Here is a 24,205-nt window from a genome sequence, read left to right on the forward strand (position 1 = left end):
CCTACTGCCAGCCGGCATCGGCCGGGGCGGCCTGCCAGCCGGCGTCCGCGGTGACGACGAAGGAGGACTCGGCGGCGTCCGTCCCGTATGCCGAGGTGACGGCCGGGGTGGCGAGGGCCGCGGCGACCACGAGGGAGACGACCGCGACGACCTTGGCGATACGGGTGCGAGGCATGGCTGTCCGTTCCTTCCGGGACGAGGTGTGAGGTCCGGCCCGCCGTCGCGTCCCGCGGTGACGCGCCTGCCGGCCGGTGATCACCAGATTGGTCGTCGCCCGGGCCCATGAGAAGGGCTCCCCGGTGGACGGAAAGGGCCTTGGACCGATACGTCCACACGGGCCGCTTCAGTCCACCGGCAGCGCCTCGAACGCCAGAGGCATCAATGGCACCCCGGCCCCCGTCAGTCGCGCCCCCGCCAACTGCGGTACGTCGCACAGCAGTCGGCGGCAGACGCGGACGGCCCGTTCCTCGGCCTCGCCCAGCCCGTCGGCCAGCAGGTAGAGGCCCAGGGTGAGCCGGGAGGAGGAACGGGGATGCACGGCGACATGCTCGACGCGGTCACCGGGCACGACGGACGCGCGCACCAACTCACGGACATCCGGCGGCAGACGGTCGCCGGGAGGGAGTTCCAGATGCGCGTGGACGAGATACATGCGCTCCAGCGTCTCAACGGATGAGCCCGCCAAGTCCGCGTGGCGGGTGGCCGGTTGTGTCCCTGGCCCGTTCCGGCCCGCCCCTGTGACGAAACGTCTCCGCTCTGCGAAGATCGGCGCTGAAGAGGGGTCGTTGTGTGCAGAAACGGGGGGACGCACGTGCTGACCGCACTCGGGCTCGACGCTGTCGCGGAGACGGTGTACCGCGCCATGCTCAGACATCCGGCCGCCGGTGTCGCGGACCTCGGCAGCGCTGTCGGGCTGTCCGAGGAGGAGGTGCGCGACGCCCTCGACACCCTGAGCGAGCTGGCGCTGGCGCGGCCCGCCGCCGGGGACGCGGGGCGGCTGCGGGCGGTCTCGCCGGACATCGGCATGGAGATCCTGATGGCCCGGCAGCAGGCCCAGTTGGCTGCGCAGCAGCAGCGCCTGGAGGCCTCACGGGCGGCCGCGGCCCAGCTCATCTCGGAGTACGCCGAGCTGCGGCCGGCCGCCAGCCACCCCGGCGTGGAGCAACTGCTGGGGCTCGACCAGATCCGCGACCGGCTGGCCGTGCTCACCCGTGAGGTGCGCGAGGAGTTCCTGACGTTCGCGCCGGGCGGGCCGCAGACCGCGGAGAACATGGCCGCGTCCCGGCCCCTCAACGAGGATCTGCTCGGCCGCGGGGTGCGGATGCGCACGATCTACCTGGACAGCGTGCGCGCCAACCGGCCCACCGTCGAGCACGCCGACTGGCTGGCCCGGCTGGGCGGTCAGGTCCGCACGGTGCCGTCGCTTCCCACCCGCATGATCCTCATGGACCGCCAGACCGCCATGATCTCCGTCAGCAGCGACGACACCGCCGCCGGCGCGGTGCTCCTGACCGGACAGGGCACGCTCACCGCACTGTGCGCCCTCTTCGAGACCACCTGGGACTCCGCCCAGCCCCTCGGCCAACTCGTCCCCACCGACGCGCACGGCCTCACCGGCCAGCAGTCCACCGCCCTGCGCCTGCTCGCGGAGGGCCACACCGACGAGGCCATCGCCAAACGCCTCGGCGTCTCCCACCGCACGGCCCGCCGCATCGCCTCCGAACTCATGGACCGCCTCGGCGCCCGCAGCCGCTTCGAGGCCGGCGTACGCGCCGTCCAACAACACTGGCTCCCGGCGCACCCCTGACCCACGTCCGCATGGAACACTGGATCGGGTTCGCCATCGCGGCGGGCGGGCTCAGCCCCAGACGACCAGCGCACTGCGCTTCCAGGGCGAGGAAGAGCGGGTGACGAGAATCGAACTCGCGCTGACCGGCGCCGACCACTGGACGCTGGCGGACGGCAGCAAGCATCCGACCGGCTTCCGGGCCGAGGAGCTCGTTGCCCCGTACGAGGCGTTCACGGCCGCCGGCCACGAGATCGTCGTGGCCACGCCGGGTGGCGTCGTGCCGCCCCTGGACCAGGGCAGCCTGGCGCCGCAGTTCGACGGCGGTGAGAAGGGCGCGAAGAAGATCGCGGACACCATCGCCTCGATCAGCAGAAGCGACTGCTGAGCGATCACCTCGCCGCGCTCGGCGTCCCGCTGGTCGACCGTGACAACGCGGACACAGTCGAGGCACTGCCGGCCTGGGGCTGGCGCCACCTGTCGACCGAGGCCCGCGGGGCGTCACATCTCGCTCCCAGCCGACTGCTTGTGCTCCGCTGACCGACACCTGTGAGGCCCCATGCGTTGTGCGATCGCCCGTTACCCGAATCGCGCCCCGGGTACGGGAGATCCGCGCCCGGCACGGACTGCCGTACGTCATCGGGCCTCTCCGTCGGCAGTACGCGTCGGTGTGGGGGAGTGTGCCGCGCCACGCACTGCCGTAGGCCTTCCCCGCCAGGCGTCCTGGGCGCTGGCATAGGCGGGGAAGCGGCCGAGTACGCCGCCGCCGAGCAGGACGAGGTCGATGCCCCGGCTGCTGTGGACGACGCGGACCCAGCCCCGCCGGGCCCGGCAGTCGTCCCACGCCTCGCACAGCGGCCGCAGGATGCTGCCGTCCGCGAAGGTCACCTCGCTCAGATCGACGATGAGGAAGACGCGCCCGCATCCGGTGCGGGCACCCTTCAGAGCGCTCGTCAGGGGTGCCATGGTGGTCAGGTCCAGCTCGCCGCGGGCGCGCACCATCCGGCATTCGTCGAACAGTTCGGGTGTACGGCAGGGCTCGGGCGGGTCGGGATGAGCGCACATGCGCCCCATCTCCTCTGTCCGGTCGGGAGCTTCACAGTGCGCAGAGCCTCTGTTGCGCGGAACGGACTGCACGGAGAGGGCCGGGGGCCAGGGCTGCCGCGTGTCGAGCCTACGGCGGCGCGGGTGCCGCCCGAGGTGTCTTTCCCGGAGATGGCAGCTGCCGCTGTCCTGTGAAGCCGAGGCCGGCCATGGTCACGGAATCACCGGTGACGAGCGACGACCGGGCGCGGTGCGCAGAGGACGTCCCGCAGCCGGACGCGGTCCGTGTAGGCGGAGCTGTCGCGGTGCACGGCGAGTTCGGCCCGGGTGACCGAGCCGGTGCGCTCGTCGTCCCCGTCGCACAGGAGCAGGTGCTCCACACCGGCACCGGCCATGATGGACAGGGCCACCTCGACGGTCATGTCGTCGAACACCCGTAGCTCGATCGGGTTGCGAAATGTCTGAAGCGGTGTCACAGCTGCCTCCTGCGGTACGGGGCGGATTTTCTCATCGCTACGAATCAGCCGCGGGGCGCTTTCCTCGATGCGGGCGCGTAGGGCTCGTATCAAGGAATTACCGCAGTGCGGTGAACGGCCCAGAGAATCGCGAGAACAAGCCGAAGGCGACGGGGGTGGGGGCGATTCCCCCCTGAAAACGCAACGAGCTGGGGCCCGCACCCCAAGGTGCGGGCCCCAGCTGTGAAGTGTGCGTCGGTGCAGTGGTCAGGCCGGAACGATGTTCTCGGCGGTCGGGCCCTTCTGACCCTGCGCGATGTCGAACGACACCTTCTGGCCTTCCTGCAGCTCGCGGAAGCCCTGGGTGGCGATGCTCGAGTAGTGGGCGAAGACGTCGGCGCCGCCGCCGTCCTGCGCGATGAAGCCGAAGCCCTTTTCGGCGTTGAACCACTTCACAGTGCCGGTAGCCATGTCATTTCTCCTTCGGAAACGGTGCTCGGAGATCGCCCTGTGTGGCCTCCGTGTCGCCGTGATGATCTGCCCGTCGGAAAAAATGAACCTTTTGGCAACCACAACTGCAACCTGCTTCGACAGTAGCACGGAATACTCGATCCGCTGCCGCAATAAATACGTTCCATCGACGGACAGGAGAATATTCCCGATACCTGTGCCTAATTTTTCCTTTGAGTCGGCGGACACTTCTCACCCGGAACGTGATCCAGCCCTTCGGGGTCGGCTGCGGCGGCCATCAGCCGCGCCGCCGCGCCGGCGGGCTCCTGCGGTGGGACGACCAGAAGCACCCAGCGTCCGACGGTGTCGCAGTCCAGGGTGATGAGGTGCCCCTCGCCGGCGGATCCGGTCGCCTCCACGGTGATCACCCGGCCGGGTGCCATCACCGTGTGCGGTGCGCCGGGCCACTGGGCGGCGTCCAGGGTGACGCGCACCGCGGTGCCCCAGGTCGGCTCCAACGTGGCGGCGAGCGACGGCAGTTCCAGTTCCAGCGCGTCGCAACGCGGCCACCAGGCTCCGTCCAGCGGGCCGTGGCTGACTTCCGGGTTGATCATCAGGCGGGGCAGGGGGACACGGTAGGTGTGCCCGCCGTCCGCGGGTGGGCCTTCGGCCGACGTCTCGTCGGGTTGCATCGCGCGGTCCCGTCCCGGGCGCCGAGGGCGGCTGCCCGCTTCGCCACTCGCCGGGAACGGCACCGCTGGTCGCGTTGCGCGAAAAGCCCTCGGTACCTCCCAGGCTACGCCCGGAGGGGGACGAGCGGACCCGGCCGCGGGGCCGGGACGGTCACAGGGCCAGCACCGCGCGCACCCTGTTGCCGCCCCCGTCGACCCGGTCGATGTCGAAGCGCTGCGCCAGGCATCGCACTATCGACAGGCCCCGCCCGCTCTCACCCCACATCGTCAGCGGCCGTATCCCGGGCCGGCCGGGGCTGCCGTCATACACCTCGACGGTGACCTGGGTGTCGGACACGTACAGGCGCAGACGGCAGCTGCCGCCGTGCCGCGTGGCGTTGGTGACCAACTCGGAGACGATGAGGGTCGCGTCGCCGATGTGCTCGGCGTCGAGCCCGGTCGTCCCCCGGTCGGTCCGGGCAAGGAACCGAGAGGTCAACTGCCGTGCCCTGCCCGCCGATTCGGCCTCGTCGGGCAGCAGGTACTCGACCTGTGCGGAACGCCGATGGGTACGCCGATGCGTACGCATGGCGGATCACTTCCCCTCCTGGGCCACCCGACCACCATGGCCGTGGCCACTCACCGGGCCGCGGCATGTCCTGCCCGGCCGGGCCTGTCCCCTCCTGATGCCCCGCGCCCGTGATCGGCAACCGGAGACGGGTGAGCCGGGCATCGCCGGCGCGGCATGCCGCGGCACCGTGGCGGTCACGTGTCCCCTGCTGGGCGGTTTCCTCCCGCGTCCTGAAGGAGCGCGCTCGCGGTGAGGAGGAGCGCGGGATCGGCCGCGGCCGTCATCAGCCGCATGGCCGTGGCCGTCCCGGTCCCGGGCGGGACGACCAGCAGGTCCCGGCGGCCGACACCGTAGGCGAAGAGCCGGATGGCGTGCGGGTCGAACCCGGACGTGAACCATGCCGCCCGCACCGTATGGCCCGCGACGGGCAGGTCGCACGGTGCCTGTGGCCAGGCGCTGCGGTGTGCGGCCATACGGGTCACCCGCCCCCACGACCTGTCGAACGCCTCGATGAGAGCGGGCAGTTCGGCCGCCAGGTCGTCGGAACGGGGCCACCAGGCGCCGCTCACCGGGCCGGGCGGGAAGGTCGGCGGGCGCAGGGTGAGACGGGCGGGCGGAAAAGCGGAGGGGCGAATCGGGTCGGACGAGGCGCGTCGACCGGTGGGCGCGTTCATGTCGCGGTCCCTGTCCCCGGACCGTCGTGCGAACGGACCGGTGTCGTGGTGCCGCCGAGAACGACGCCGACGGGGAGCCGGCGTACGGGCAACTCCCGGTTCGCTCCACGCTACTCCGCCCCGGTGCGTCCACAGCCCGGTCGTCCGAGGGAATCTCCATGGCCCTCAAGGGTTCTCACCCGGGGCGAGCCCGCCTAGGCTGGCGGCATTCCGCCGCGCACAGGCCCCGTCGGAACGCACGCCGTTCGGCAGCCCGCGGGTTGCCTGCGCCCCGAGCCCCCGGGCAAGGATCGATTCCCAGTCTCTTCGGAGCAGTCGGCTCTTGTGCCCGTTGTGGTCGGCATCAGTGTTCGCCCCGTACTGCTTCCCCCCGTCGCGAGACCGGCGTGGTGATCTCCCGCATGCCGTCGCGCGGTCCGACGCGGGGCACACGGCTCCCGATGGCGCGCCCGTGAAGGGGGATTCGGCCGCGCAGGGAGTCCTAGACGGCCGCCGCCGATGATCGGACGACCGGCGGCGGCCGTCGGAAGCAGCTCGCGCCGACGGACCTGTGGCCGTCCGTGCGCGCGGCGGCCGCCCGGTTCACGCGCGCAGCAGCCGCCCGGTGATCTCCCGGTACTCCCGCAGGGCGAGCCGGAGTTCGGCGGACTGCGCCTCGGGGTCCTGGTCCTGCCAGCCTGCGCGCAGGACGCGCCGCCGTTCCGCGAGGGCGTTCACCAGGGCCTCGGTGGCTTCGTCGAAGGCGCCCTCGGCCTCCTCCAGGGCCTCGTCCGGAGCGTCCGCGAAGGTGTTCACGGCGTGCCCGAGGCGCCGGACGATCCTGTCCCGGTCCTCGGCCGGGAGCAGCGGTTCCGGCCCCGGGGTGCGACGCCCGGCGAGACCCGGGGACCGGTCGGCCGGTTGCTGGGCGCGTGTCTGGTCGTACATCGTCGTATGCACCCGTTCCCCTGGTGGATGGGGGTCGCCGCCCGAAGACGCCCTCGGTCTTCTCGGCGGCCTGCTCCGGGCCGCCGGAGACCCGGTCGGCCCTGCCCTGCACGGCCCTGCGCCGTCCTGTCAGTCAACGTCCGGCGATGATCCGTGTCAACGCGGCCCCGGCCCACGGGGGAGTACGGTGGGGAGAACGAGGGTGGGTCGTGCCGATCCGACAGGTCGTCTCCAGCACACCACCCAGCTATCAGGGGCAGCCCGTGACCCCGGCCGCACCTCCGTCTCAGCGGCCTCCGCTCAGGTCAAGGAGCCCCACCCATGTCACCCAGCCCCACCGTACCCACCACGACACCCCCGCCGGTGACCGCGTCGCCGCCCCAGGGCTACGACGGCACCTCCCCCTTCCCGCCGGACGGCCCGGCGCCCGCGCGCGAGGGCGGGGAGCGGCTGTACGTGGCGGTGACGGCGGTGATCGTCGTCCTGCCGTTCGTGGCTCTGGGCCTGCTCGGCTGGCTGCTGTGGGGCCGGCTCATCCACCCCGCCGACATCGTCCTCGCGCTCGCTCTCTACACGTTCACGGGCCTGGGCGTCACGGTCGGCTTCCATCGCGGGCTCACCCACGGCGGCTACCGTGCGGTCCGCCCAGTGCGGATCGCGCTCGCGGTGGCCGGTTCGATGAGTTTCCAGGGCGACGTCATCGGCTGGGTCGCCACCCACCGCCGCCACCACGCCTTCACCGACCGGCCCGGCGACCCGCACTCCCCGTACCGCTACGGCACGCACCTGCGCGGCCAGTTGCGCGGGCTGCTGCACGCGCACGTCGGCTGGCTGTTCCGCAACGACCGTACGCCTGCCGCGCGTTACGCCCCCGACCTGCTGGCCGACCGCGACATCCGCGCCGTCTCCCGCGCCTTCCCGGCGCTCTGCGTCCTGACCCTCGCCCTGCCGTTCGCGGCGGGCTGGGTCATCGGCGGCACCTGGCTGTACGGCGTGACAGCCCTGCTGTGGGCGGGACTTGTCCGCATCGCCCTGCTCCACCACGTCACCTGGAGCGTCAACTCCCTGTGCCACATGATCGGTGAGCGCCCCTTCCGTACCCGGCGCCACGACCGGGCAACCAACCTGTGGCCGCTGGCCCTGCTCTCCTTCGGCGAGAGCTGGCACAACCTCCACCACGCCGACCCCACCAGCGCCCGGCACGGCGTCGACCGCGGTCAGCTCGATCCGTCGGCCGCCGTCATCCGCCTCCTCGAACGGCTCGGCTGGGTGCACGACGTGCGCTGGCCCAGCCCGGCCCGCGTCGCCGCCCGCCGCGCCTGACCGCGATCATCCGCCCCCGTAAGGCAGTTGGCAGGAGCCCTCTCATGACCACCGCAGTGCAACCCCCGCTTCCCTCCCTCCCCCTCCTGCGCCTGCGCCTGGCACCACGCGGCGACATACCCCGCCCCATCGACGGAGCGTGGTGGCCGCGCTCGTACGACCTCCTCGCCGAACTCCCGCAGCTGCTGGCCGGGTTGCCGCGCGCCTGGGGTCACATCACCAGTGTCACGGTGCACGGGGCGGTGTGGTCCGCCGTGCCCGGCCGGATGCTCGTCTTCAACCAGGTCGTACGGTTGCGCAGGTCCCTCACCGCGTCCGCCCCGCACAGCGTCGTCCTGCTCGCTCCCGGCCGGGGCCGCTGGGATCTGCTGGTGGTGCCCCCGGACACGGCCGAGGAGGCCGCGGAACCCCTGATGGCGGCCGCGGCCGGGGATCCCGGAGGAGCCGTGTCCCGCGGGTGACGGGGCCCTTGCCGGACGCCGTCCACCGGACCGCGAAGCCCGGGCCGACCGGTTACGGCCGGCCGCGTTCCCGCGACCACCGGCGCGGGCGAGCCGGTCAGCCGCGGTCGTCCTCGGGCGGCTCCGGCGGCGGAGCGGGGATGGCCGAGGTGTCGAAGCCGCCCGAGATGATCCGGTCGGCGAGGTCCGACAGGCGCAGACGGCGGGCCCGGGCGTAGGACCGGAACACCTCGAAGGCCCTGTCGACGGAGGTGTTCCAGCGCTCCGCCAGGACACCCTTGACCTGCTCGATCAGGATGCGGCTGGTGAGCGCGGCCTCCAGCTGGCTGTTCTCGACGTGCGACTGCTCCAGCGTGCGCTGCTGCAGGATCGTGATGGTGGCCACGTCGGCCAGGGCCTGGGCGAGGGCGATGTCGTCGTCGCCGAGGCGGTGCGGTGTGGTCTGGAAGAGGTTGAGCGCGCCGACGACGCGGCTGCGCAGACGCAGCGGGATGGCGTGGGTGGCCACGTACCCCGTCTCGCGGGCCCGTGCGGTGAAGTTCGGCCAGCCCACGGTCGTCTCCGGGCGGGTCAGGTCGATGTTGGTGCGCTGGGCGCCGCTGCGGTAGCACTCGACGCACGGGCCCTGGTCGTGCTGGAGCGCGAAGAGCTCCAGCAGGCGGGTGTGCTCGTCGGAGGCGGCGATGATCTGCAGCTCACCGTGCGCGTCCGCGAGCAGGATCCCGGCCGCCGACACGTCGAGCAGTTCGACGCACCGCGCGGACAGCCGGTGCAACAGGTCGATCACGTCGAAGTCCTCGACGAGGGAGTCCGCGACCTCCACGAAGATCTGGGCCAGACGTTGTTCGCGGGCCATGCCGATCATCCCTTTCCACCGTCGGGCGAAATCGGCCCGTTTTCATCGTCGTCGAATCGGAGCCTTCGGGCCACCACGTCCCGCGCCACGTCGCCGAGGGCTCGCTCGTCGGCGTAGGCGTGGGCCCGCAGGCGCAGGAGGGCGACCTCCATGGACACGTTCAGCTGGACACTGACCATGCCGGTGGCCTGGTGCACGGCCGCGCGGTGCAAGGACGAAGCCTGCGGTACGTCCATGCCGGGCCCGGCAGGCTCCTCGCCCCGTCGCGGGTCCTGCCCCCCGTCCAGACAGGCCACGGTCAGCGCGGCGGCCAGGGCGGTGGCGTCGGCGTACTGCTGCTCGCCCGGCGGCCGGTCCGGGTCGCACAGCACGGTCAGGACGCCGACGCGGATCGCCCCGATGCCCAGCGGGAAGCAGCACACCCCGAGTACGCCCAGCTCCCGCGCGGCCGGCAGCAGCGCCGGCCACCGGTCGGTGCGGACCCGGGCCAGGTCCGGTGCCTGTACGGGGGCGCCGGTGCGCAGCGCGTCGGGACCGGGGCCCTCGCCCAGCGTGAACTGCAGTTCCTCGAACCGTGCGCTGAGCTCCGGATGGCACCACAGGGGTTCGGGCAGCCGGTCCACGCCCGCGAGCAATGTCAGCGCGACGCCCTCGGCGCCCAAGGCCCACACGGACGCCCGCGCGGCACCGTTCACCCCGCTCAGGCGGAGCGACCGCAGGACCTCAGCCATGCCCTCGCTGATCACCGCGTTCCGTTCCGTCGTGGGCGGGGCTCCGAGGAGCGGGGCGCCGCCCGGACACCGCAGTACATCACGTGTCCCGGGCCGTCGCCGTACCGTTCGCGGGTACGGTCCGCCAGGCGTCGCCGCCCGCAGGTCGACGATCGGAAACAGCCGGATACGGGCACATGCGGCCCCATCTCCTCCGGCACAGGGCGGTTTTCGCCTTGCGCAGGGCCTCTGTTGCGCGGAACGGGACTTCACGGAGAGGGCCGGGGTCACGGGCTGCCGTACTGTCAGCGTACTGCCGTACCGCACGCACGACGGTCCGTATCGGACTGCGGAGGCGCTCCGGTCCCGGCTGTGGTGGCGGGCACGGCCCGGACGTCAGCGCGGTTCACTCGCTTGACCCGCGGAGTCGCGAACTCCCCATCGCACCCTCGTTCCGCCGCACGTCGAACCGGTGGACCAGGCGGGTCGTGGCAGCGACCAGGATCAGCAGGGCGCTGACGATCAGGGCGGTGACCACGTCGGTCACGCCCCCGCGGCGAGCGGGTGATCCGGGAGGTGTGACGGGCGGGCGCCGCCGTTGCCGTCCTGGTCGGTCTCCGGGTGTGCTCGGCGGGCTCGTTCCGCCGTCATGAGCGCGGTCGCGGTGATCGGGGGGCCGGTGTCCGCGCTCGCGGCGGCCATCAGCGTGCCGGCCGAGGGGGCGCCGGTCTCCGGGGGGACGACGAGGAGGTTCCAGGCGCCCGAGGTGGAGGACATCAGCAGGATCGCGTGCGGATCCAGCTCCGTGGTGAACCAACCGACCTTCACCACATGGCCGTTGACGTAGATTCTGGGCGGGAGGATCGGCCAGTGGCGGGGGTTGACCGCGATACGGGTGATCCGCCCCCACAGCGGATCCAGCACACCGGCCAGGGCAGCGAGTTCGCTCGCCAGATCACGTGAACGAGGCCACCAGGCGCCGTCCAGGTGGGTGGGCCCGGAGGAAAGGCTCTCGGACTTCAACGCGAGGCGCGTGGTCGGGGACCTGAAGGGAACGGAGCGTAGCGGCGTGGGGGTGTCGGGGGAGGCGGTCGCGGACATCGCGCAAACCTGTCTCCGGACCCCTGCGGGAGGCAGCGACCCGGCGTTGTCGCTCACCGGGAACGACACCGGCGTCGGGCCGGTGCGCGAAGTGCTCCCGATACGTTCACGCTACTCCTCGAAAGGGCCGGGCGGACCGTTCGAGGGCGGCCGCCTCACGTCCGCCGACCCGCTTCCTCCGTGGACCGGCTGGTCTCCAGCCACCACCGTGCGGGTTCTGCCGCTCGGTTGGTGTCCACGGTGAGCTGCAGGCGGGTTCCGCCGTCGTCGGCGGCGGGGTAACTGCGCTGCTCGCCGGCGGCGAAGCAGTGGCGGAGAACCTCCGCGACCCGGCGGGCGACCTCGGGCGATGAGGCGACGATACGGACTTCGGCGTGCCCGTCCGAGGGTGTTTCCGTCGGTGGCATGGCGACCTCGGAGTTCGACGTCCCGGTAGGGGACGGGCTGGATCTTTCACTCCACTCCGGCGTGCCCCACGGGTGCCGCGGTCGGGGAGTACCGTGAAACGAGGAAGCCGCACGGTTTCCGTCGTTCCGGGCAGGCAGGCAGGCGAGAGCGATGTCAGACTCCCACGCCCCGCGTGTGACCAGGCTTCTGCCGGATGCCGTCCACCGCGCCGCGCGGCCCGGGACGGCTGTCCTGCGGATGGCGACGACACACGACCGGCGTGGAGCGCTGGACGGGGCGTGGTGGCCACGTTCCCGCGACATCGCCGCCGAGCTTCCGGCTCTGATCTCCGCATTGACCGAGTACCTCGGGCCCATCACCCGCGTCGGTCTGGACGCCGACGCCTGGGAACGGCTGCCGACGCGCATGACCATCGACGACCGCGTCGTCCACATCGACTCCTCTCCGGTCGGCGACGACACCGTCCTCGTCACCCGGGGCGAGCGGGACCTCTTCTCCCTCCTCGTGGTCCCGCCGCACGCCACCCCCGACGCCGCGCGTGCCGCCATGACCGAGGCCGTCCGGGCCGACGGAGTGACGCAGGCCGAACAGATCCTCATCGAGACCGGCACGGGACGAAGCGCGCCGGGGTGAGTGGTCAGCCGGTGCCCTGCACGGCCCGGTCCGTTCGGCCGGCCCGGGGAGTAGGCTGAACTCACCGAGGATATTTCGCGCACCGGCCACCATGCCCGTGTCGTTTTCGGCGATCGAATATGCCGGGCCGGTCGCAGCCGGCCCGGGGCAGGGTCCGCGTCATGACTGCGACCGTCTCCTCCCCGCCGACACTCGAAGCCGATGACCGGCTCTCCCCGTCTTCCTCGGCCCCTCTCCGTCTGTCGCTGGCTCCCACCGGTTCCGCACCGGCGCTGCTGGACGGCGCCTGGTGGCCCCGCTGCCGCGATCTCGGGGCGGAACTCCCCTCCTTGACCGCGGTACTGGACCCGTTGTGGGGGCGGATCACCCGCGTCACGGTGAACCCCACCCACTGGACGGCCGTCCCGCGCAAGGTGCCCGTCGCCGGGCACGTGGTGAAGGTCGGCTGGTTCCAGGCCGAGCAGGACCCGCACGAACTGCTGCTGCTCTCCTACCACGTGGGCCGCTGGAACCTCCTCGTGGTCCCGCCGCGGACCACTCCCGTCTCGGCCGCCTGGCTGATGGCCGCCGCGAGCAACCCGCTGCGCTCATCGACCGCGAGCCGCCTGATGGAGGAGGCCGCGAGCCTGCGGACGGTGTACGAGACCGATCAGGCCGGGGAAGCGGTCTGGGACTCCGAAGGAGGACACGAGGCCGGCGATCCGGTCGTACGTCCACGGATTCCGTCCGTGACCGCAGGGCTGCCGCCTCGGCCGACGGGGTGGTGAGGACGATGGACATGTTCGTGACCGTGTCTGTGATCGTGGCGATGATCGTCCTCGGGATGCTCCTCGTCCATCTGCTCAACTCGCGGCACAGCGACGGTGTTTCGGCCTTCCACTACGGCCGCTCCGGGATGCCTGCCCCGGGACCGGCCCCGCCGGCCGCGCGGAAGGGCCGCGGCCGGGCGGGGACGAGCGTCGCGGGCGTCCGCCGACGGCTCCGCTCCAGACGCCGTACCCGTAAGGCGGCGGAGTGAGATCCGACATGCCGCCGGACTCCTCCGCCCCGTCACCGAACTGAGCGCACGGGCCGGATCGACGGACGCAGCACGCAGCCCGGGACCCCGGCCACCGCGTCCGCGAACTCGGGCCGCCGGACCGGCCGTTCACCCACGACCGCGCACACCCCTTACCGGCACGACGCCATGAGGGCCGGGCCCCGCCCTGCCACGCGGCGCTCTACGACAGGACTCCGAACGGAGGAGCCATGCCCCTTCCCCCGCTGAACGTCTACCGGCACGACCGCACCAGCCACACCCTGATCACCCTCGCGGGAGAGATCGACCTGGCCACCGCCCCGCTCGTGCGAGCCACCCTGGCCACCTGCGTGCGCGACGGCATCCGCGCCGTCGACGTCGACCTCACGGCGGTCACCCGCTGCGACGCCGACGGACTCGACGCCTTCCTCGCGGCGTCCCGGCTCGCCGGCGAAGCCGGTGCGGCCCTCCGACTGCACTATCCGCCGCCGGCCATGGCCCGCATGACCGAGGTCAGCGGCACCGGTTTCCTGCTCCACGGGCCCCACGCCGCCCGGTCGCTGCCCCATCGGGTCGCCGCCGCGGGCGGTGCGTCGTGACGGCCCCGCTGTCGCCGGAGCAGCCCCGGGGCGAGGCGGACCCCCGGACTCCCGCCCACGCGTTACGTCTGCGCCGACTGAACCGCTGGCAGGCCGAGACCGTGCGGGAGGACCTGGCCGACCTGTACGTGGAGTCCTCCAGTGCCCAACCGGGCCAGGAGTACCAGGGCCGGGAGGCGTTTCTCCGGCGGTTCGCAGCCGCCGTCCGCCGGCTCGGATTCTCTCTGCTGCTCGCGGAGGACATGAACTTCGCCGGGTGCGCCTACGGTTTCCCCGTGCCGCGCCAGGGGACATGGTGGAGCGGATTCGACGGGACTCTCCCGCAGAGTGTCGAACAACTCACCGCGTCCGGACACGTCTTCGCCATCGCCGAGATCGTCGTGCACCCCCACGCAGACGACCAGGGACTCGCCCGCAGGCTCCAGGAGCGGCTGCTCGCCGACCACCACGCCTCGCTCGGGGCGACGCTGATCGCCGAGACCGACGCCCCGACCTGCGACGCCTTCCTGTCGTGGGGCTGGCAGGACATCGGCTCGGTCCGCCGCCCACCGGACCCCACGGCCCTGCGCCCGTCGGACCCAGTCTCGCTGCGAGCTCTCATCCTCCCCACCGGCCCGCGCACCGCCGCCCGCCCGGACGGCCTCGCGCACGAAAGCCGCACCCAACGGCCCCACTGAGAACCACCGATCCGGGCGGATCGTCTGCAGGACGCAGCGATTTCCCGCTGGCTCGGCGGGGCCGCAGGCCGTTGTGGCTGCGGCCCCGCCAAGGCGTCGGTGTCAGGACGGGTCGCCGTACTGGAGGCCGCGTCCGTTGGTGCCGATGTAGACGCGGCCGTAGGTGTCGGGGTCGCCGGTGATGACGCCGCTGCCGCTGATGTTGCCCCACTGGTGGGCGCCGTCGTTGACGCGGAGCCAGGTGGCGCCCTTGTCGGTGGAGCGGAAGACGCCGGTGACGTCCTTGACGGTGCCGATCAGGTACAGGGCCTGGTAGGAGGTGCCCGGCTTGGCTTTGCCGAAGCCGAGGGCGGAGGCGGACTTCACCGAGCTGAGCGTGGTGAAGGTGCGGCCGCCGTCGGTGGAGTGCAGCAGACCCTTGTCACCGCCGGCGATCCACAGGTCTCCGGCGATGCCGGGGACGGCCGTGAGCCTGCCGGAGGGCAGGTTGCCGGCCCGGGCGGTGAAGCTCGCGCCGCCGTCGGTGCCGGCGTACAGCGTGCCGCCGGACAGGGAGTAGAAGGTCTTGGCCGACGAGCGGTCGGCGACGACCACGGCGTCGGTGCCCAGGCCGTTGACCCTCGACCAGCTCGCCCCGTTGTCGGTCGAGCGGTACGGGGCCTCACCGGCCTCGGTCCAGACGATGGTGGAGCCGTCCGCCGAGAGCGCGATACGGCCGTCCCGGGCACCGGCCACCGGCTCCGCCTTGAAGCCGGTCCAGTTGCGGCCGCCGTCGGTGGACCAGGCGCCGTCCTGCTCGCCGCCACGGCCGACGCGGACCATCATCGAGGGCTTGGACTGGGCGAAGTCGATGTCGGTGCTGTTGGCCATCAACGGGTTCTTCAGCCGCCCGGAGGGCACCTTGGTCAGGTCGTCGTGCCGGAAGCCGCCCTGGTCGCCCATGGAGGTGATGACGGTGGCGCCGCCGGGCGGGGCGATCGCGTCCAGAATCGCGGTCTCCTCCAGCCCTCGGGCGCCCATGGTCCAGTGGCTGGTGCCGCCGCTGTCGGAGGCATTGGCGTCCTTGCTGCGCAGGATGCCGTTGCCGGTGCCGTACAGCACGTGCCCGGAGTTGAAGGGATCGATGGCCAGGGCGGTCATCCAGTGCCCGGTGTGCGTGCCGACGTAAGGAGCGGCGGAGGCGTTGCGCACCGACTTGTCGGCCAGTGCCCTCCAGGTCCCGCCGCCGTCGGTGCTGCGGTAGATCTCGTCCTCGGGCCACCAGCGGCCCAGGGTGGTGACCATCACCGTGGACGGCTTGCGCGGGTCGACGGCCAGACCGGAGAAGCCGTAACCGCCCTGGGACGGGGAGACGTTCCGCCACGCCCCGCTGCCCGGCGTGTACTTCCACACCGAACCCCCGGTCACGCCGTTGGGCCCGAGGTTGTCGGTGTACGTCAGGTACAGCGCGCCGTCACCGGAGAGCACGCCGTGCTGCGGCATCTGGCCGGTGGGCTGCCCGGAGACGGCCTGCCAGCTGCCGCCGCCGTCGGTGGAGCGGTACAGGGAGGTGGACCTGTCGCCGACACCGACGTAGACGGTCTTGCTGCCGGCCTTGCCGTACGTCACGAAGGAGATGCCGCCGCCGCTGCTCGCCCCGTTCTTGACGGGGAACGAGGAGACCTGCCTCCATGTGACGCCGTGGTCGCTGCTGCGCCACAGGCCGTTCTTGCGGGTGCCGAGGAGAAGGTTGGCGTTGTTCGCGGGGTCGACCACCAGCCGCTCGCCCGCCCCGCGGCCGTCCTCGTTGGCGCCCAGCTTGAAGGGCAGGTCGGTGCGCTTGAAGGTGCGGCCCTTGTCGGTGGAGCGCAGGATCGCGCCGTTGCCCGCCCAGTCGTTGGTGTAGGTGCCCGCTCCGAGGTAGAGCCGGTTGGGGTCGACGGGGTCGGTGGCCAGCGAGTCGATACCCAGCAGGTTCCAGTCCTTCTCGCTGACCCAGTCGGTCAGCGGGATCCACTGTTCGGCCGCGGGATCCCAGCGGTAGGCGCCGCCCATGTCGGTACGGGCGTACAGCAGGCCCTTTTCCCTCTGGTTGAACACCAGCCCGGTGACGTAACCGCCGCCCACCACCTGGGCGTTCTTCCACCGGTACGGTCCGGACGCGGCCGGGGTCTGCGCCGCGCCGGTCCCGGTCGCCGGGGCCTCGGCCGTCTTCACCAGCTTCCACTGCTGGTTGGTGCCGCCGTGGCCGGGATACTGCTGGACTGCCGCGCCCGCGGCCGTGGAGCCGCCGGAGACGTCCAGGACCAGGCCGCTCCCGCGGGAGGTGAACGTGACGGCCTCGGCACCGCTCACCTCGTCGATCCGCCACTCCTGGGAGGTGGAGGAGCTGTCGGTCTGCTGCTCGGCGGGGGCCTTCGCGGCGGTCGAATTGCCCGCTATACCCAGCACCTTGCCGCTGTTGCGGTTCACCAGCTCGTAGTAGCCGTCGCCGGTGGCCTTCAGCTTCCACTGCTGGTTGGCGGTGCTCTGGTCGGTGTACTGCTGGATACGGGTGCCGTCGGCGGTCGAGAAGGAGCTGACGTCCAGCACCTTGCCGCTGCGCACGGAGACCAGCCGGTAGTAGGCGTCGGCGTCGACCGTCGCGGCCTGCGAGTCCTGCTGTGCGAACAGGAAGTACGGCACGACGATGGCGGGTGCGCCGACCAGCAGACCCGTGGCGGTCCAGCGACGGCGATGACGCCCGCGGCGCCCGCCGTTCGTGGGGTTGTTCATGGGGGTGAGGTTCTCCTTGCGTGTCACCGTGGATCGGGCAGATCAGCGCTTCAGGGTCAGGACACCCGGCCGGTACGGCAGCTTCACGTAGTCGGTGCCGTCCGAGGCGGGGTTCCTGCCCTGGTAGAGGAACTGCAGGTTGCAGGGGTCGATGGTCATGGTCTGGTCGGGGTTGTTGCGGACCAGGTCGCCGTGGCTGATGTCGTTGGTCCAGGTGGCGCCGCTGTTGGCCTTGCCCGCGAAGGGGCTGGACTCGCTGCCGGCCTGCTCGGCCCACGGACCGTTCAGGCTGGAGGCCGTGAACGAGCGGAAGTAGCGCCCGCCCGCGCCCATCGCCTCGACGATCATGAGGTACTGGTTCCGGCCCTGGACCGTGTAGACCTCCGGCGCCTCGAACAGCCTCGCCTTCGTGTCGCTCATGACCGTGGTGTACGAGGAGCCGAAGCTGCCCGGGAAGTTCCCGAGCGGCATGGCCGACTTGTAGATCCTGCCGTTGTCATCGGCGAAGAACAGGTACATGTTCTGGCCGTCGGCGATCACGGTCGGGTCGATCGGGGTGCCTTCCGAGCCGGCGGGGAGGCTGCCGGTGAACAGCTCCTTCGGCGCGGACCAGCCGCCCGGGTCGGTGGGGTCGCTGGACGTGCGGTAGCTGAAGGGCCAGGCGGTGCCCCACCCGTTCGAGACCAGCACCCAGATGTTCTTGGGCGCGAAGTAGAACAGCTTGGGCGCCACCGCGGACCCGCTGATCCTGGTCTGGGTGGCCGTCGCCATGTCCGACCAGTTCGTGAACGGACGGAAGGTCATCGCGCCCCACTGCGATCCGGTGGAGGTGGTCGCGTAGACCAGGTGCTTGCCGTTGTACGTCACGGTGGTGAAGTCCTTCAGCGCGACCGCCCCGTTCGCCGGCTGCGCCAACGGGCCCGTCGAACTCCACTTGTACGTCGACGGAAGCGCGCACGTGGTGCCGCCCGACCCGGACGACCCGCCCGACCCGGACGGGGCGGTCCACTTCTGGTTGTCGACGGACGCGCAGGAGTACAGCTGGATCTTGGTGCCGTTGGTCTTGGCCGCGCCGACGGCGTCGAGGCACAGCCCGGACTGGACGCCGGTGATCGTGCCGTCGGTGTTGATGTTCCACTGCTGGTTGGCGCCGCCGTTGCAGTCCCAGATCACCACCGCGGTGCCGTTGGCGGTGCCCTTGTTCTTGGCGTCCAGGCACTTGTCGCCGTAGATCTTCAGCTGCTTGCCGGAGGTGTGGGTCCAGCGCTGGTTGGGCTGTCCGTTGCAGTCCCACAGCTGCGCCTGGGTGCCGTTGGCGGTGGTGGAGTTGTCGATGTCGATGCAACGACCGGAGGCACGGCCCTTGATCTCCCCGGTACCGGTCCCGCCGGTCGTCCCGCCGGTGGTGGCAGCGGGGGCGGCGGCCTTGAAGGCGTCCGCGACGGCGGTGTAGGCGGCCTTGGGCTTGCCGTTGTCGTCGAACAGCAGCGGGTTCTCGCCGGTGCGCCAGGAGTCGCTGTCCCGCACGCCCCACACCGTGATGCCGGTGCACCGGGCCACGGACAGACAGGCCTTGACCGCGTTGGCGTAGTGGGTGGGCGATGCCTGGGCGATGTCCAGCTCGGTGATCTGGACGTCGACGCCCAGGGCGGCGAAGTTGGACAAGGTGGTCTGGAAGCCGGCCGGCGGGCCGCCGGTGCCGAAGTGGCTCTGGAACCCGACGCAGTCGATCGGAACGCCGCGGGACCTGAAGTCCTTGACCATTCTGTAGACGCCCTGGGTCTTGGCGTCCGACCAGTTCTCGATGTTGTAGTCGTTGTAGCAGAGCTTGGCCGAGGAGTCGGCCGCACGGGCGGTGCGGAACGCTTCCTCGATGAAGCCGTTGCCCAGCACCTTCTGGAACACCGAGCTGCGGAGCTGACCGCCGGCGCCGTCGGCGAACGCCTCGTTGACCACGTCCCAGGCGTAGACCCTGCCCTTGAAGTGGGTCATCGTGGTGGTGATGTGGCCGTTCATCACGCTGCGCAGCGTGTTCGCGTCGCCGATCGAGGCGACCCAGGACGGCAGCTGCGAGTGCCAGACCGTGGTGTGGCCGCGCACGCGCTGGCCGTTCGCCCTCGCGCGGTCGACGATCCGGTCGGCGGGGCCGAAGGTGAACTTCCCGCGGGACGGCTCGACGGCGTCCCACTTCATCTCGTTCTCCGGGGTGATCATGTTGAACTCCCGGTCGGCGATCGCGGTGTACGCCGAGTCGCCGAGCCTGCCGGCGGCCACAGCGGTGCCGAAGTACCGGCCCGAGGGGGCCGCCTCCGTACCCAGCGATGCGGCTCCGGCGGAGTTCGGGAGGACCGTCACGACACCGGCGACCACCGCCGCGGCCGAGAGTCCTGTCGCCCATGTCCGGCGCCGCCGGCCGAGCCGGTGCAGGCCCTTCATGATTCACCTCGAGCTTCGTACGTGTGTCGCGTCATCAGAGGGGCTTTCTTCGGGGATACGTCAAAGGGGGAGGCCGCCGTACGCCCGGCCTCGTAACAGAAAAGTCGTGCCGTCCGGCCGATCGCTCAGTGAGGCATCTCTCGGGCGAAAAGCGTTATGAGCGGTGCGGCACTCAGGCCCAGGCCCTGCGCACGATGAAGGAGGCCTGACCGGCGAAGGCCTTCGTGCCGTCGGAGCCGTCGAGATGGATGCCACCGTCGCGGTGGCGGATGACCGATCCGGGATAGTTGTGCGCGTGCAGGGTCACCGACCCGGCGACCGCTCCGGGGCGCGCGCAGAAGGTGGCGTCTTCGCGGAACAGTTCGCTGCCGTCGTCGGTGCTCAGCCGTAGCCGCAGGTCACGATGGCGCAGATAGCGGCCGTCGGCGCCACGGAAGGTGACGCACCGTGCGTCGGCCAGCCCCCGGACAACCGTGAAGGTGACCCGCTGCCGTGCCTGCGCGCCGCTGGACGAGGAGACCGGGCCGAGCGTCGCGAAGTCGCCGGCATACGTGAGGTACCGGTCGGGCTGATCCACGGACTCCAGCGAACGCGCGCCCAGCGCAACAGTGTCGGCGGTGGCGGACGGACTCGGCCCGGCCGAGGTGAGGGTGCGCGACGGGGTCGGCGTGGGGTGGCCGGCCGTGGGAGCGGCGGTGACGCCGGGCGCCCGAGGCGCCGGTTCGGGCCAGGCCACGTAGGTGGCGCCCCCGGCGATGAGCACTGCGCCGGTGGTGAGGCCCGCCAGCGGATGCGCGGTCGCCGCGTAGAGCTTGCCGATCAGCGAGCCGTGCACACCGGCTGCCTCCGTCGCCGTGCCGACGGCGACAGAGGCCGTGGCCAGCCCGGCGGTGCCCGTGGCGGTACCCGACAGCAGGCCCTTGACGGCCAGCGCGGAGACGAGTGCGGCAGGGACGGCCAGGGGCGTGAGGCCGAGGAGCAGCCGTTCGGCCGGAACCCGTTCCGCCGTCGTCGCCGTGCAGAGCGGGCAGTCGCGGGTGTGCCGCGCGATCCGCTTGCGCCACACCGATCTACGCAGTCCGTCCCAGCCGACGACGGTCTCGTCCAACCGCGGACAGCGCGGGTCGGCCTCCAGCGCGGCGACGATCGTCCGGCTCACCTCCAGCTGCTCGCGCATGCGCTGCAGGCGGACTCCGACGTGGGCGACCGTGAGCCCCGTCGCGGCGGCGATGTCGGCACGGCTCAGCGAGCCGGCGCATTCCTGCCACCACAGCGACAGCAGCACCCGATGATCCGGGTCGAGCCACCGGGCGGCTTCGACAGCCTGACGGCGCTCGTCCGACACATGCAGACGCAGGATCGTCCCGTCCTCGGATTCGGCGCGGAGATCCGGTATCTGGCGCGCCTCGTCGATGACCGTGGTCCGGTCGGCGAAGGCGCGTTGCCGGTGCCAGTGGGTATTGATCTGGCGGAGCGTGATCGACACCAGCCAGGACCGGAAGCTCTCCGGGGCACGCAGAGCAGGCAGGTCGCGCACCACGCGCAACAGGGTTTCCTGGACCACGTCATCGACGTCGGCATGACCGCTCAGTGCTCGCCCGACGATGTTGTAGAGCAGTGGCAGGTGCGCGGCGATCAGCTCCTCGCGCGCCCGATCGTCACCGGCCTGCGCCGCGACGACCAGCCCCGCGTGGTCCCCATCCATGAACGCCATTCCACTTCCCTCTGAGGAGCGACCGCCGAGTGCAACGTCACCCCAACGGCGGCAAAATATGCGGACAAAGCCTGCGCCTGGAGTCGACGGGCCGGCCCGTTCAAGACCGACGATCGAGTTGCCCGCCATGCCCAGCACCTTGCCGCTGCGCACGGAAACGAGCCGGTAGCAGGCATCGCCGTCGACCGTCGCGGCGCCCGCCTTTCGTGGGGTTGCCCATGGGGTGAGGTTCTCCTTGCACGCTGTTCACCGGAGGAAAGCCGGATCACGGCCGCGGAACTGGCCGGATCCACTCCCTTGTCGTCACAGGCCCCTCACAGGGTTGCCTTGAGCTGGAACCTTTTTCGGCTCACCGCGTGTTGGGAAGGACGTCGATCAGCGTTCACGATGGCGACGTCGACGACCCCCGCCGGTCGGAGGGGGGCGGTCGGCCGACCGGCGGGGCACCTCCCGAAGTCCGGCGGATGGTCGACCGCCCACCGTCTCGGCAGGGTTGTCCCGGTGACCGAGATCGAGAGCGCCAAGAAGACACCTCGTCGGCCCTTACCCTCACCCGGGTCCGCCACGGCGACAGAACGCCCTTCTTCGACGGCACGGCTGGTCGGGGTGGATCTCGCCCGTGCACTGGCCGTGTTCGGAATGTTCGCCGTGCACACCGGCCCCTTCAACCCCTTCCCGACGTCCGGCAGCGGCGTCGGCGAATGGTCCGTCTGGCTGGCGAGCGGCCGGGCCTCGGCGCTGTTCGCCACCCTCGCCGGGTTCTCGTTGGTGCTGATCGCCGGTCGCCTGGAGCCGAAGACCGGACCGGCCGGCCGGCAGGCGAAGGCCAGGATCGTGATCCGGGCCGTGATCCTGCTGGTGGCGGGCACCGCGTTGGCGATGACCGACTTCGGCGGCGCCACGATCCTCAACTTCTACGCGGTGTACTTCCTTCTGTCCCTGCCCCTGCTGCGGCTGCGGGCCAGGACGCTCGCGATCGTCGCGGTCGTGCTCGCGGTTGTCACGCCGCAGCTGGCGTACGCCCTTCGAGCGCTGCTCAGTGAGTCGATCGTGAACACCATCGACTCGTACGACCCGATCGCGCGCCTCTCCGGCGTGGGCGTGCTCGACTTCCTGCTCACCGGCTTCTATCCGGCGATCACCTGGATGACGTTCGTGGTCACCGGCATGGCGTTGGGCCGACTGGACCTCGCCTCCGGTGCTGTGCGGCGGCGGCTGGCCGTGGTCGGGCCCGCGCTGATCGCGTTCGGATACGGCGTCTCGTGGCTGGCGCTCCGGCTGACCGGCGGCGCTGAGAAGATCATGGCCGGGATGCCTGGCATGAAGGACTTCGACGCCATGAAGGACTTCGGTGCCATGAAGGATCCCGGCATGGTGGAGGGATCTTTCGACCTGCCGGTCGGTGGTGGGCTGTGGGGCCCCGACGCATGGGGGCTGCTGGCGGCCGAGCCGCACAGCGGTTCCACGTTCGACCTCATCGGCTGCATCGGAACCGCGATCACCGTGCTTCTGTGCGCGACGGTGGCGTTGGACCGACTGCCGTGGCTGCGCCGACTGGCAACGCCGGTCGTCGCCGTCGGCACCATGTCCCTCACCCTGTACGTGGGCCACATCCTGGCGATCCTCGCCCTGCCCGGCGAGTCGGCCACCCCGCCGCAGTCCGCCTCCGCCGCGCTGCTGCTCTGCTTCATCGCCGGGGCCACCGTGTTCGCGGCGCTCTGGTCCCGCTTCTTCCGCCGCGGACCGCTGGAGTACCTGCTCAACAACGCCACCAAACTGGCGAATCGAGTCCGCTGAGCCTCGGGCGAGCACCCCGGGAAGTCCGAGCGTGTTCGCCTCAACCCTGATTGCAAGGACCCTCGCCATGGCCGTCGTCCCCACAGCCCGGAGCACCGGCGCCCATGGCCTCGGCCGGCAATCGCACCGCCGCGCCGACCGGCCGGAAGCTCCGGCGCGCTGGGAACGCCCGGCGCTGGCCGCGGTGCTGGGCGTCGCCGCGCTGCTGTACGCCTGGGGCATGGGGCACGGGGCGATCCACCCCTACTACAGCGCGGCGATACGGTCGATGGCCACCGGTTGGCGGGCCTTCTTCTTCGGCGGTCTCGACACCAGCGGTGCGATCACCCTGGACAAGCTGCCCGGCGCCTTCTGGCCCGATGCCGTCTCCGTATGGATCTTCGGGCCGCACACGTGGGCGGTTGCGCTGCCCCATGTGATCGAGGGCGTCCTCACCGTATGGCTGCTGCACCGGATCGTACGGGCCTGGGCCGGGCCGTTCGCCGCGCTGACGCTCACCTTCACTCCGGTCACCGTGGCACTGAACAGGGCCACCATCCCGGACACCGCAGCGGGGCCGCCCGCTACACCCCCAGCACCCCCAGTGATGCCAAGCGCGCCACGCGAGGCAAACCGAAGCCGCGCACGGGCTCGGACTTCTACGACTACCTGGGCATCCCCTGGACCTTCCCCGACGCGGTCACCCGCCGCCCCGAGAAGGACCGCGCACGCTCCGTCGACAGCTCCGGCTATGTCCGGCTGGTGTACGGATACCGCTCGGGATTCCCACTGAACAGCAGGGACAACGCGGCGGGCAACGGGCTTCAGCGCACTCCCGACGCGATCGCCCACGGGCGGCTCGGCCTGCCCGTCATCCCGCTCACCGACCGCCGCCCCGCCGTCATCCAGCAGCTCCAGCCCGGCGACCTGGTCTTCTTCAGGACACGGGAACCGCCCGGCGGACGGATCGGCCACATCGGTATCTACCTCGGCCTGGACACCGCCGACCATCCGCGCTTCATCTCTATCCGGAAGAACGCGGGCGGTCCCACCATGGGCGACAAGGGTGGCACCTCACGGCTCGACGGTGACGGCTACTACGCACAAGGGCTGCGCGGGGCCCGGCGCCTCTGACCCGCCGCCCCCGTCATGCGGGCGGCT

The 24,205-nt window shown here is 71.4% G+C and carries 27 protein-coding genes and 2 pseudogenes; 12 read left to right on the forward strand and 17 right to left on the reverse strand.

Going from position 1 to position 24,205, the window contains the following annotated elements; genetic code table 11:
- Nucleotide 1: 1 nt before the first annotated feature.
- Complete coding sequence (locus ABKA17_RS15940; RefSeq protein ID WP_353692696.1) at nucleotides 2-175, reverse strand: hypothetical protein; 174 nt, start codon at nucleotides 173-175, stop codon at nucleotides 2-4.
- 168 nt (nucleotides 176-343) lie between these two features.
- The gene (locus ABKA17_RS15945; RefSeq protein WP_353692697.1) at nucleotides 344-652 is read right to left on the reverse strand and encodes a hypothetical protein; all 309 of its coding nucleotides are present in this window, start codon (nucleotides 650-652) and stop codon (nucleotides 344-346) included.
- A 159-nt stretch (nucleotides 653-811) separates the two neighbouring features.
- On the opposite strand from ABKA17_RS15945, the gene ABKA17_RS15950 reads away from it, so the two are divergent.
- Both ABKA17_RS15950 and ABKA17_RS15955 read left to right on the forward strand, forming a co-directional pair.
- A complete protein-coding gene (locus tag ABKA17_RS15950; protein ID WP_353692698.1) occupies nucleotides 812-1,807 on the forward strand; it encodes a helix-turn-helix domain-containing protein in 996 nt (331 codons plus the stop codon).
- A gap of 100 nt (nucleotides 1,808-1,907) precedes the next feature.
- Nucleotides 1,908-2,138: pseudogene (locus ABKA17_RS15955) on the forward strand (type 1 glutamine amidotransferase domain-containing protein); the annotation flags it as partial.
- Nucleotides 2,139-2,422: 284 nt separating this feature from the next.
- On the opposite strand, the gene ABKA17_RS15960 reads toward ABKA17_RS15955, so the two are convergent.
- The 7 genes from ABKA17_RS15960 to ABKA17_RS15990 all read right to left on the reverse strand — a co-directional run bounded on the left by ABKA17_RS15960 (nucleotide 2,423) and on the right by ABKA17_RS15990 (nucleotide 6,578).
- On the reverse strand, nucleotides 2,423-2,851 hold the full coding sequence (locus tag ABKA17_RS15960; protein WP_353692699.1) for an STAS domain-containing protein: 429 nt from the start codon (nucleotides 2,849-2,851) through the stop codon (nucleotides 2,423-2,425).
- A 200-nt stretch (nucleotides 2,852-3,051) separates the two neighbouring features.
- Nucleotides 3,052-3,252, reverse strand: a complete 201-nt coding sequence (locus ABKA17_RS15965) for a hypothetical protein (RefSeq protein WP_353693006.1) — start codon at nucleotides 3,250-3,252, stop codon at nucleotides 3,052-3,054.
- Nucleotides 3,253-3,552: 300 nt separating this feature from the next.
- On the reverse strand, nucleotides 3,553-3,756 hold the full coding sequence (locus ABKA17_RS15970; protein ID WP_353692700.1) for a cold-shock protein: 204 nt from the start codon (nucleotides 3,754-3,756) through the stop codon (nucleotides 3,553-3,555).
- Between the two features lie 200 nt (nucleotides 3,757-3,956).
- Entirely contained in the window at nucleotides 3,957-4,427 is a 471-nt protein-coding gene (locus ABKA17_RS15975; RefSeq protein WP_353692701.1) for a DUF5994 family protein, read from the reverse strand.
- A 151-nt stretch (nucleotides 4,428-4,578) separates the two neighbouring features.
- Nucleotides 4,579-4,995, reverse strand: a complete 417-nt coding sequence (locus ABKA17_RS15980; protein ID WP_353692702.1) for an ATP-binding protein — start codon at nucleotides 4,993-4,995, stop codon at nucleotides 4,579-4,581.
- A gap of 176 nt (nucleotides 4,996-5,171) precedes the next feature.
- Nucleotides 5,172-5,651: a DUF5994 family protein gene (locus ABKA17_RS15985; protein WP_353692703.1), complete on the reverse strand. Its 480-nt coding sequence runs from the start codon at nucleotides 5,649-5,651 to the stop codon at nucleotides 5,172-5,174.
- 582 nt (nucleotides 5,652-6,233) lie between these two features.
- Nucleotides 6,234-6,578 (reverse strand): hypothetical protein, encoded by a 345-nt coding sequence (locus ABKA17_RS15990; protein WP_353692704.1) that lies wholly within the window; start codon nucleotides 6,576-6,578, stop codon nucleotides 6,234-6,236.
- Nucleotides 6,579-6,899: 321 nt separating this feature from the next.
- Here ABKA17_RS15990 and ABKA17_RS15995 point away from each other — a divergent pair, with 321 nt between their 5' ends.
- On the forward strand, nucleotides 6,900-7,901 hold the full coding sequence (locus ABKA17_RS15995; RefSeq protein ID WP_353692705.1) for an acyl-CoA desaturase: 1,002 nt from the start codon (nucleotides 6,900-6,902) through the stop codon (nucleotides 7,899-7,901).
- 44 nt (nucleotides 7,902-7,945) lie between these two features.
- Complete coding sequence (locus ABKA17_RS16000; RefSeq protein ID WP_353692706.1) at nucleotides 7,946-8,362, forward strand: DUF5994 family protein; 417 nt, start codon at nucleotides 7,946-7,948, stop codon at nucleotides 8,360-8,362.
- A gap of 97 nt (nucleotides 8,363-8,459) precedes the next feature.
- On the opposite strand, the gene ABKA17_RS16005 is transcribed toward ABKA17_RS16000, so the two are convergent.
- The 5 genes from ABKA17_RS16005 to ABKA17_RS16025 all read right to left on the reverse strand — a co-directional run bounded on the left by ABKA17_RS16005 (nucleotide 8,460) and on the right by ABKA17_RS16025 (nucleotide 11,436).
- Nucleotides 8,460-9,227, reverse strand: coding sequence for an ANTAR domain-containing protein (locus ABKA17_RS16005; RefSeq protein WP_353692707.1), 768 nt, complete (start codon nucleotides 9,225-9,227; stop codon nucleotides 8,460-8,462).
- Nucleotides 9,224-9,949, reverse strand: coding sequence for an ANTAR domain-containing protein (locus ABKA17_RS16010; RefSeq protein ID WP_353692708.1), 726 nt, complete (start codon nucleotides 9,947-9,949; stop codon nucleotides 9,224-9,226). Before ABKA17_RS16010 ends, ABKA17_RS16005 begins: the two co-directional genes overlap by 4 nt.
- Nucleotides 9,950-10,334: 385 nt before the next feature.
- Entirely contained in the window at nucleotides 10,335-10,475 is a 141-nt protein-coding gene (locus tag ABKA17_RS16015; RefSeq protein ID WP_353692709.1) for a hypothetical protein, read from the reverse strand.
- A complete protein-coding gene (locus ABKA17_RS16020; protein WP_353692710.1) occupies nucleotides 10,472-11,029 on the reverse strand; it encodes a DUF5994 family protein in 558 nt (185 codons plus the stop codon). Before ABKA17_RS16020 ends, ABKA17_RS16015 begins: the two co-directional genes overlap by 4 nt.
- A 155-nt stretch (nucleotides 11,030-11,184) precedes the next feature.
- Nucleotides 11,185-11,436: a hypothetical protein gene (locus ABKA17_RS16025; RefSeq protein ID WP_353692711.1), complete on the reverse strand. Its 252-nt coding sequence runs from the start codon at nucleotides 11,434-11,436 to the stop codon at nucleotides 11,185-11,187.
- A gap of 151 nt (nucleotides 11,437-11,587) precedes the next feature.
- Here ABKA17_RS16025 and ABKA17_RS16030 point away from each other — a divergent pair, with 151 nt between their 5' ends.
- The 5 genes from ABKA17_RS16030 to ABKA17_RS16050 all read left to right on the forward strand — a co-directional run bounded on the left by ABKA17_RS16030 (nucleotide 11,588) and on the right by ABKA17_RS16050 (nucleotide 14,364).
- A complete protein-coding gene (locus tag ABKA17_RS16030; RefSeq protein WP_353692712.1) occupies nucleotides 11,588-12,070 on the forward strand; it encodes a DUF5994 family protein in 483 nt (160 codons plus the stop codon).
- A gap of 161 nt (nucleotides 12,071-12,231) precedes the next feature.
- Nucleotides 12,232-12,837, forward strand: a complete 606-nt coding sequence (locus tag ABKA17_RS16035) for a DUF5994 family protein (protein WP_353692713.1) — start codon at nucleotides 12,232-12,234, stop codon at nucleotides 12,835-12,837.
- A 17-nt stretch (nucleotides 12,838-12,854) separates the two neighbouring features.
- The gene (locus tag ABKA17_RS16040; protein WP_353692714.1) at nucleotides 12,855-13,088 is read left to right on the forward strand and encodes a hypothetical protein; all 234 of its coding nucleotides are present in this window, start codon (nucleotides 12,855-12,857) and stop codon (nucleotides 13,086-13,088) included.
- 230 nt (nucleotides 13,089-13,318) lie between these two features.
- The gene (locus ABKA17_RS16045; RefSeq protein ID WP_353692715.1) at nucleotides 13,319-13,687 is read left to right on the forward strand and encodes an STAS domain-containing protein; all 369 of its coding nucleotides are present in this window, start codon (nucleotides 13,319-13,321) and stop codon (nucleotides 13,685-13,687) included.
- Nucleotides 13,684-14,364 (forward strand): hypothetical protein, encoded by a 681-nt coding sequence (locus ABKA17_RS16050; protein WP_353692716.1) that lies wholly within the window; start codon nucleotides 13,684-13,686, stop codon nucleotides 14,362-14,364. The genes ABKA17_RS16045 and ABKA17_RS16050 overlap by 4 nt, the downstream gene beginning before the upstream one ends.
- 102 nt (nucleotides 14,365-14,466) lie before the next feature.
- Here the strand turns inward: ABKA17_RS16050 and ABKA17_RS16055 are convergent, their stop codons facing one another.
- From ABKA17_RS16055 to ABKA17_RS16065, 3 genes are all read right to left on the reverse strand, one after another.
- Nucleotides 14,467-17,118 carry an RICIN domain-containing protein gene (locus tag ABKA17_RS16055; protein WP_353692717.1) on the reverse strand — a complete coding sequence of 884 codons (2,652 nt, stop codon included), beginning with the start codon at nucleotides 17,116-17,118 and terminating at the stop codon, nucleotides 14,467-14,469.
- A 42-nt stretch (nucleotides 17,119-17,160) separates the two neighbouring features.
- Nucleotides 17,161-19,554 (reverse strand): non-reducing end alpha-L-arabinofuranosidase family hydrolase, encoded by a 2,394-nt coding sequence (locus tag ABKA17_RS16060; protein ID WP_353692718.1) that lies wholly within the window; start codon nucleotides 19,552-19,554, stop codon nucleotides 17,161-17,163.
- 172 nt (nucleotides 19,555-19,726) lie between these two features.
- Nucleotides 19,727-21,268 carry a sigma-70 family RNA polymerase sigma factor gene (locus tag ABKA17_RS16065; protein ID WP_353692719.1) on the reverse strand — a complete coding sequence of 514 codons (1,542 nt, stop codon included), beginning with the start codon at nucleotides 21,266-21,268 and terminating at the stop codon, nucleotides 19,727-19,729.
- 501 nt (nucleotides 21,269-21,769) lie between these two features.
- Here ABKA17_RS16065 and ABKA17_RS16070 point away from each other — a divergent pair.
- The 3 genes and pseudogenes from ABKA17_RS16070 (at nucleotide 21,770) to ABKA17_RS16080 (ending at nucleotide 24,178) form a co-directional block, all read left to right on the forward strand.
- Nucleotides 21,770-23,065 carry a DUF418 domain-containing protein gene (locus ABKA17_RS16070; RefSeq protein ID WP_353692720.1) on the forward strand — a complete coding sequence of 432 codons (1,296 nt, stop codon included), beginning with the start codon at nucleotides 21,770-21,772 and terminating at the stop codon, nucleotides 23,063-23,065.
- Nucleotides 23,066-23,441: 376 nt separating this feature from the next.
- Nucleotides 23,442-23,552: pseudogene (locus tag ABKA17_RS16075) on the forward strand (hypothetical protein); the annotation flags it as partial.
- Nucleotides 23,504-24,178 carry an NlpC/P60 family protein gene (locus tag ABKA17_RS16080; RefSeq protein ID WP_353693007.1) on the forward strand — a complete coding sequence of 225 codons (675 nt, stop codon included), beginning with the start codon at nucleotides 23,504-23,506 and terminating at the stop codon, nucleotides 24,176-24,178. The pseudogene ABKA17_RS16075 and the gene ABKA17_RS16080, both read left to right, overlap by 49 nt.
- Nucleotides 24,179-24,205: the final 27 nt, after the last annotated feature.

The sequence above is a fragment of the Streptomyces sp. RG80 genome (assembly GCF_040446465.1).
Taxonomy (GTDB): domain Bacteria; phylum Actinomycetota; class Actinomycetes; order Streptomycetales; family Streptomycetaceae; genus Streptomyces.

Coding starts and splice junctions, on each gene's coding strand:
- ABKA17_RS15940 (WP_353692696.1), bottom strand. CDS start 175: ATGCCTCGCACCCGTATCGCCAAGGTCGTCGCGGTCGTCTCCCTCGTG.
- ABKA17_RS15945 (WP_353692697.1), bottom strand. CDS start 652: ATGTATCTCGTCCACGCGCATCTGGAACTCCCTCCCGGCGACCGTCTG.
- ABKA17_RS15960 (WP_353692699.1), bottom strand. CDS start 2,851: ATGTGCGCTCATCCCGACCCGCCCGAGCCCTGCCGTACACCCGAACTG.
- ABKA17_RS15965 (WP_353693006.1), bottom strand. CDS start 3,252: ATGACCGTCGAGGTGGCCCTGTCCATCATGGCCGGTGCCGGTGTGGAG.
- ABKA17_RS15970 (WP_353692700.1), bottom strand. CDS start 3,756: ATGGCTACCGGCACTGTGAAGTGGTTCAACGCCGAAAAGGGCTTCGGC.
- ABKA17_RS15975 (WP_353692701.1), bottom strand. CDS start 4,427: ATGCAACCCGACGAGACGTCGGCCGAAGGCCCACCCGCGGACGGCGGG.
- ABKA17_RS15980 (WP_353692702.1), bottom strand. CDS start 4,995: ATGCGTACGCATCGGCGTACCCATCGGCGTTCCGCACAGGTCGAGTAC.
- ABKA17_RS15985 (WP_353692703.1), bottom strand. CDS start 5,651: ATGAACGCGCCCACCGGTCGACGCGCCTCGTCCGACCCGATTCGCCCC.
- ABKA17_RS15990 (WP_353692704.1), bottom strand. CDS start 6,578: ATGTACGACCAGACACGCGCCCAGCAACCGGCCGACCGGTCCCCGGGT.
- ABKA17_RS15995 (WP_353692705.1), top strand. CDS start 6,900: ATGTCACCCAGCCCCACCGTACCCACCACGACACCCCCGCCGGTGACC.
- ABKA17_RS16000 (WP_353692706.1), top strand. CDS start 7,946: ATGACCACCGCAGTGCAACCCCCGCTTCCCTCCCTCCCCCTCCTGCGC.
- ABKA17_RS16005 (WP_353692707.1), bottom strand. CDS start 9,227: ATGATCGGCATGGCCCGCGAACAACGTCTGGCCCAGATCTTCGTGGAG.
- ABKA17_RS16010 (WP_353692708.1), bottom strand. CDS start 9,949: ATGGCTGAGGTCCTGCGGTCGCTCCGCCTGAGCGGGGTGAACGGTGCC.
- ABKA17_RS16020 (WP_353692710.1), bottom strand. CDS start 11,029: ATGTCCGCGACCGCCTCCCCCGACACCCCCACGCCGCTACGCTCCGTT.
- ABKA17_RS16025 (WP_353692711.1), bottom strand. CDS start 11,436: ATGCCACCGACGGAAACACCCTCGGACGGGCACGCCGAAGTCCGTATC.
- ABKA17_RS16030 (WP_353692712.1), top strand. CDS start 11,588: ATGTCAGACTCCCACGCCCCGCGTGTGACCAGGCTTCTGCCGGATGCC.
- ABKA17_RS16035 (WP_353692713.1), top strand. CDS start 12,232: ATGACTGCGACCGTCTCCTCCCCGCCGACACTCGAAGCCGATGACCGG.
- ABKA17_RS16045 (WP_353692715.1), top strand. CDS start 13,319: ATGCCCCTTCCCCCGCTGAACGTCTACCGGCACGACCGCACCAGCCAC.
- ABKA17_RS16055 (WP_353692717.1), bottom strand. CDS start 17,118: ATGAACAACCCCACGAACGGCGGGCGCCGCGGGCGTCATCGCCGTCGC.
- ABKA17_RS16060 (WP_353692718.1), bottom strand. CDS start 19,554: ATGAAGGGCCTGCACCGGCTCGGCCGGCGGCGCCGGACATGGGCGACA.
- ABKA17_RS16065 (WP_353692719.1), bottom strand. CDS start 21,268: ATGGCGTTCATGGATGGGGACCACGCGGGGCTGGTCGTCGCGGCGCAG.
- ABKA17_RS16080 (WP_353693007.1), top strand. CDS start 23,504: ATGGCTGCTGCACCGGATCGTACGGGCCTGGGCCGGGCCGTTCGCCGC.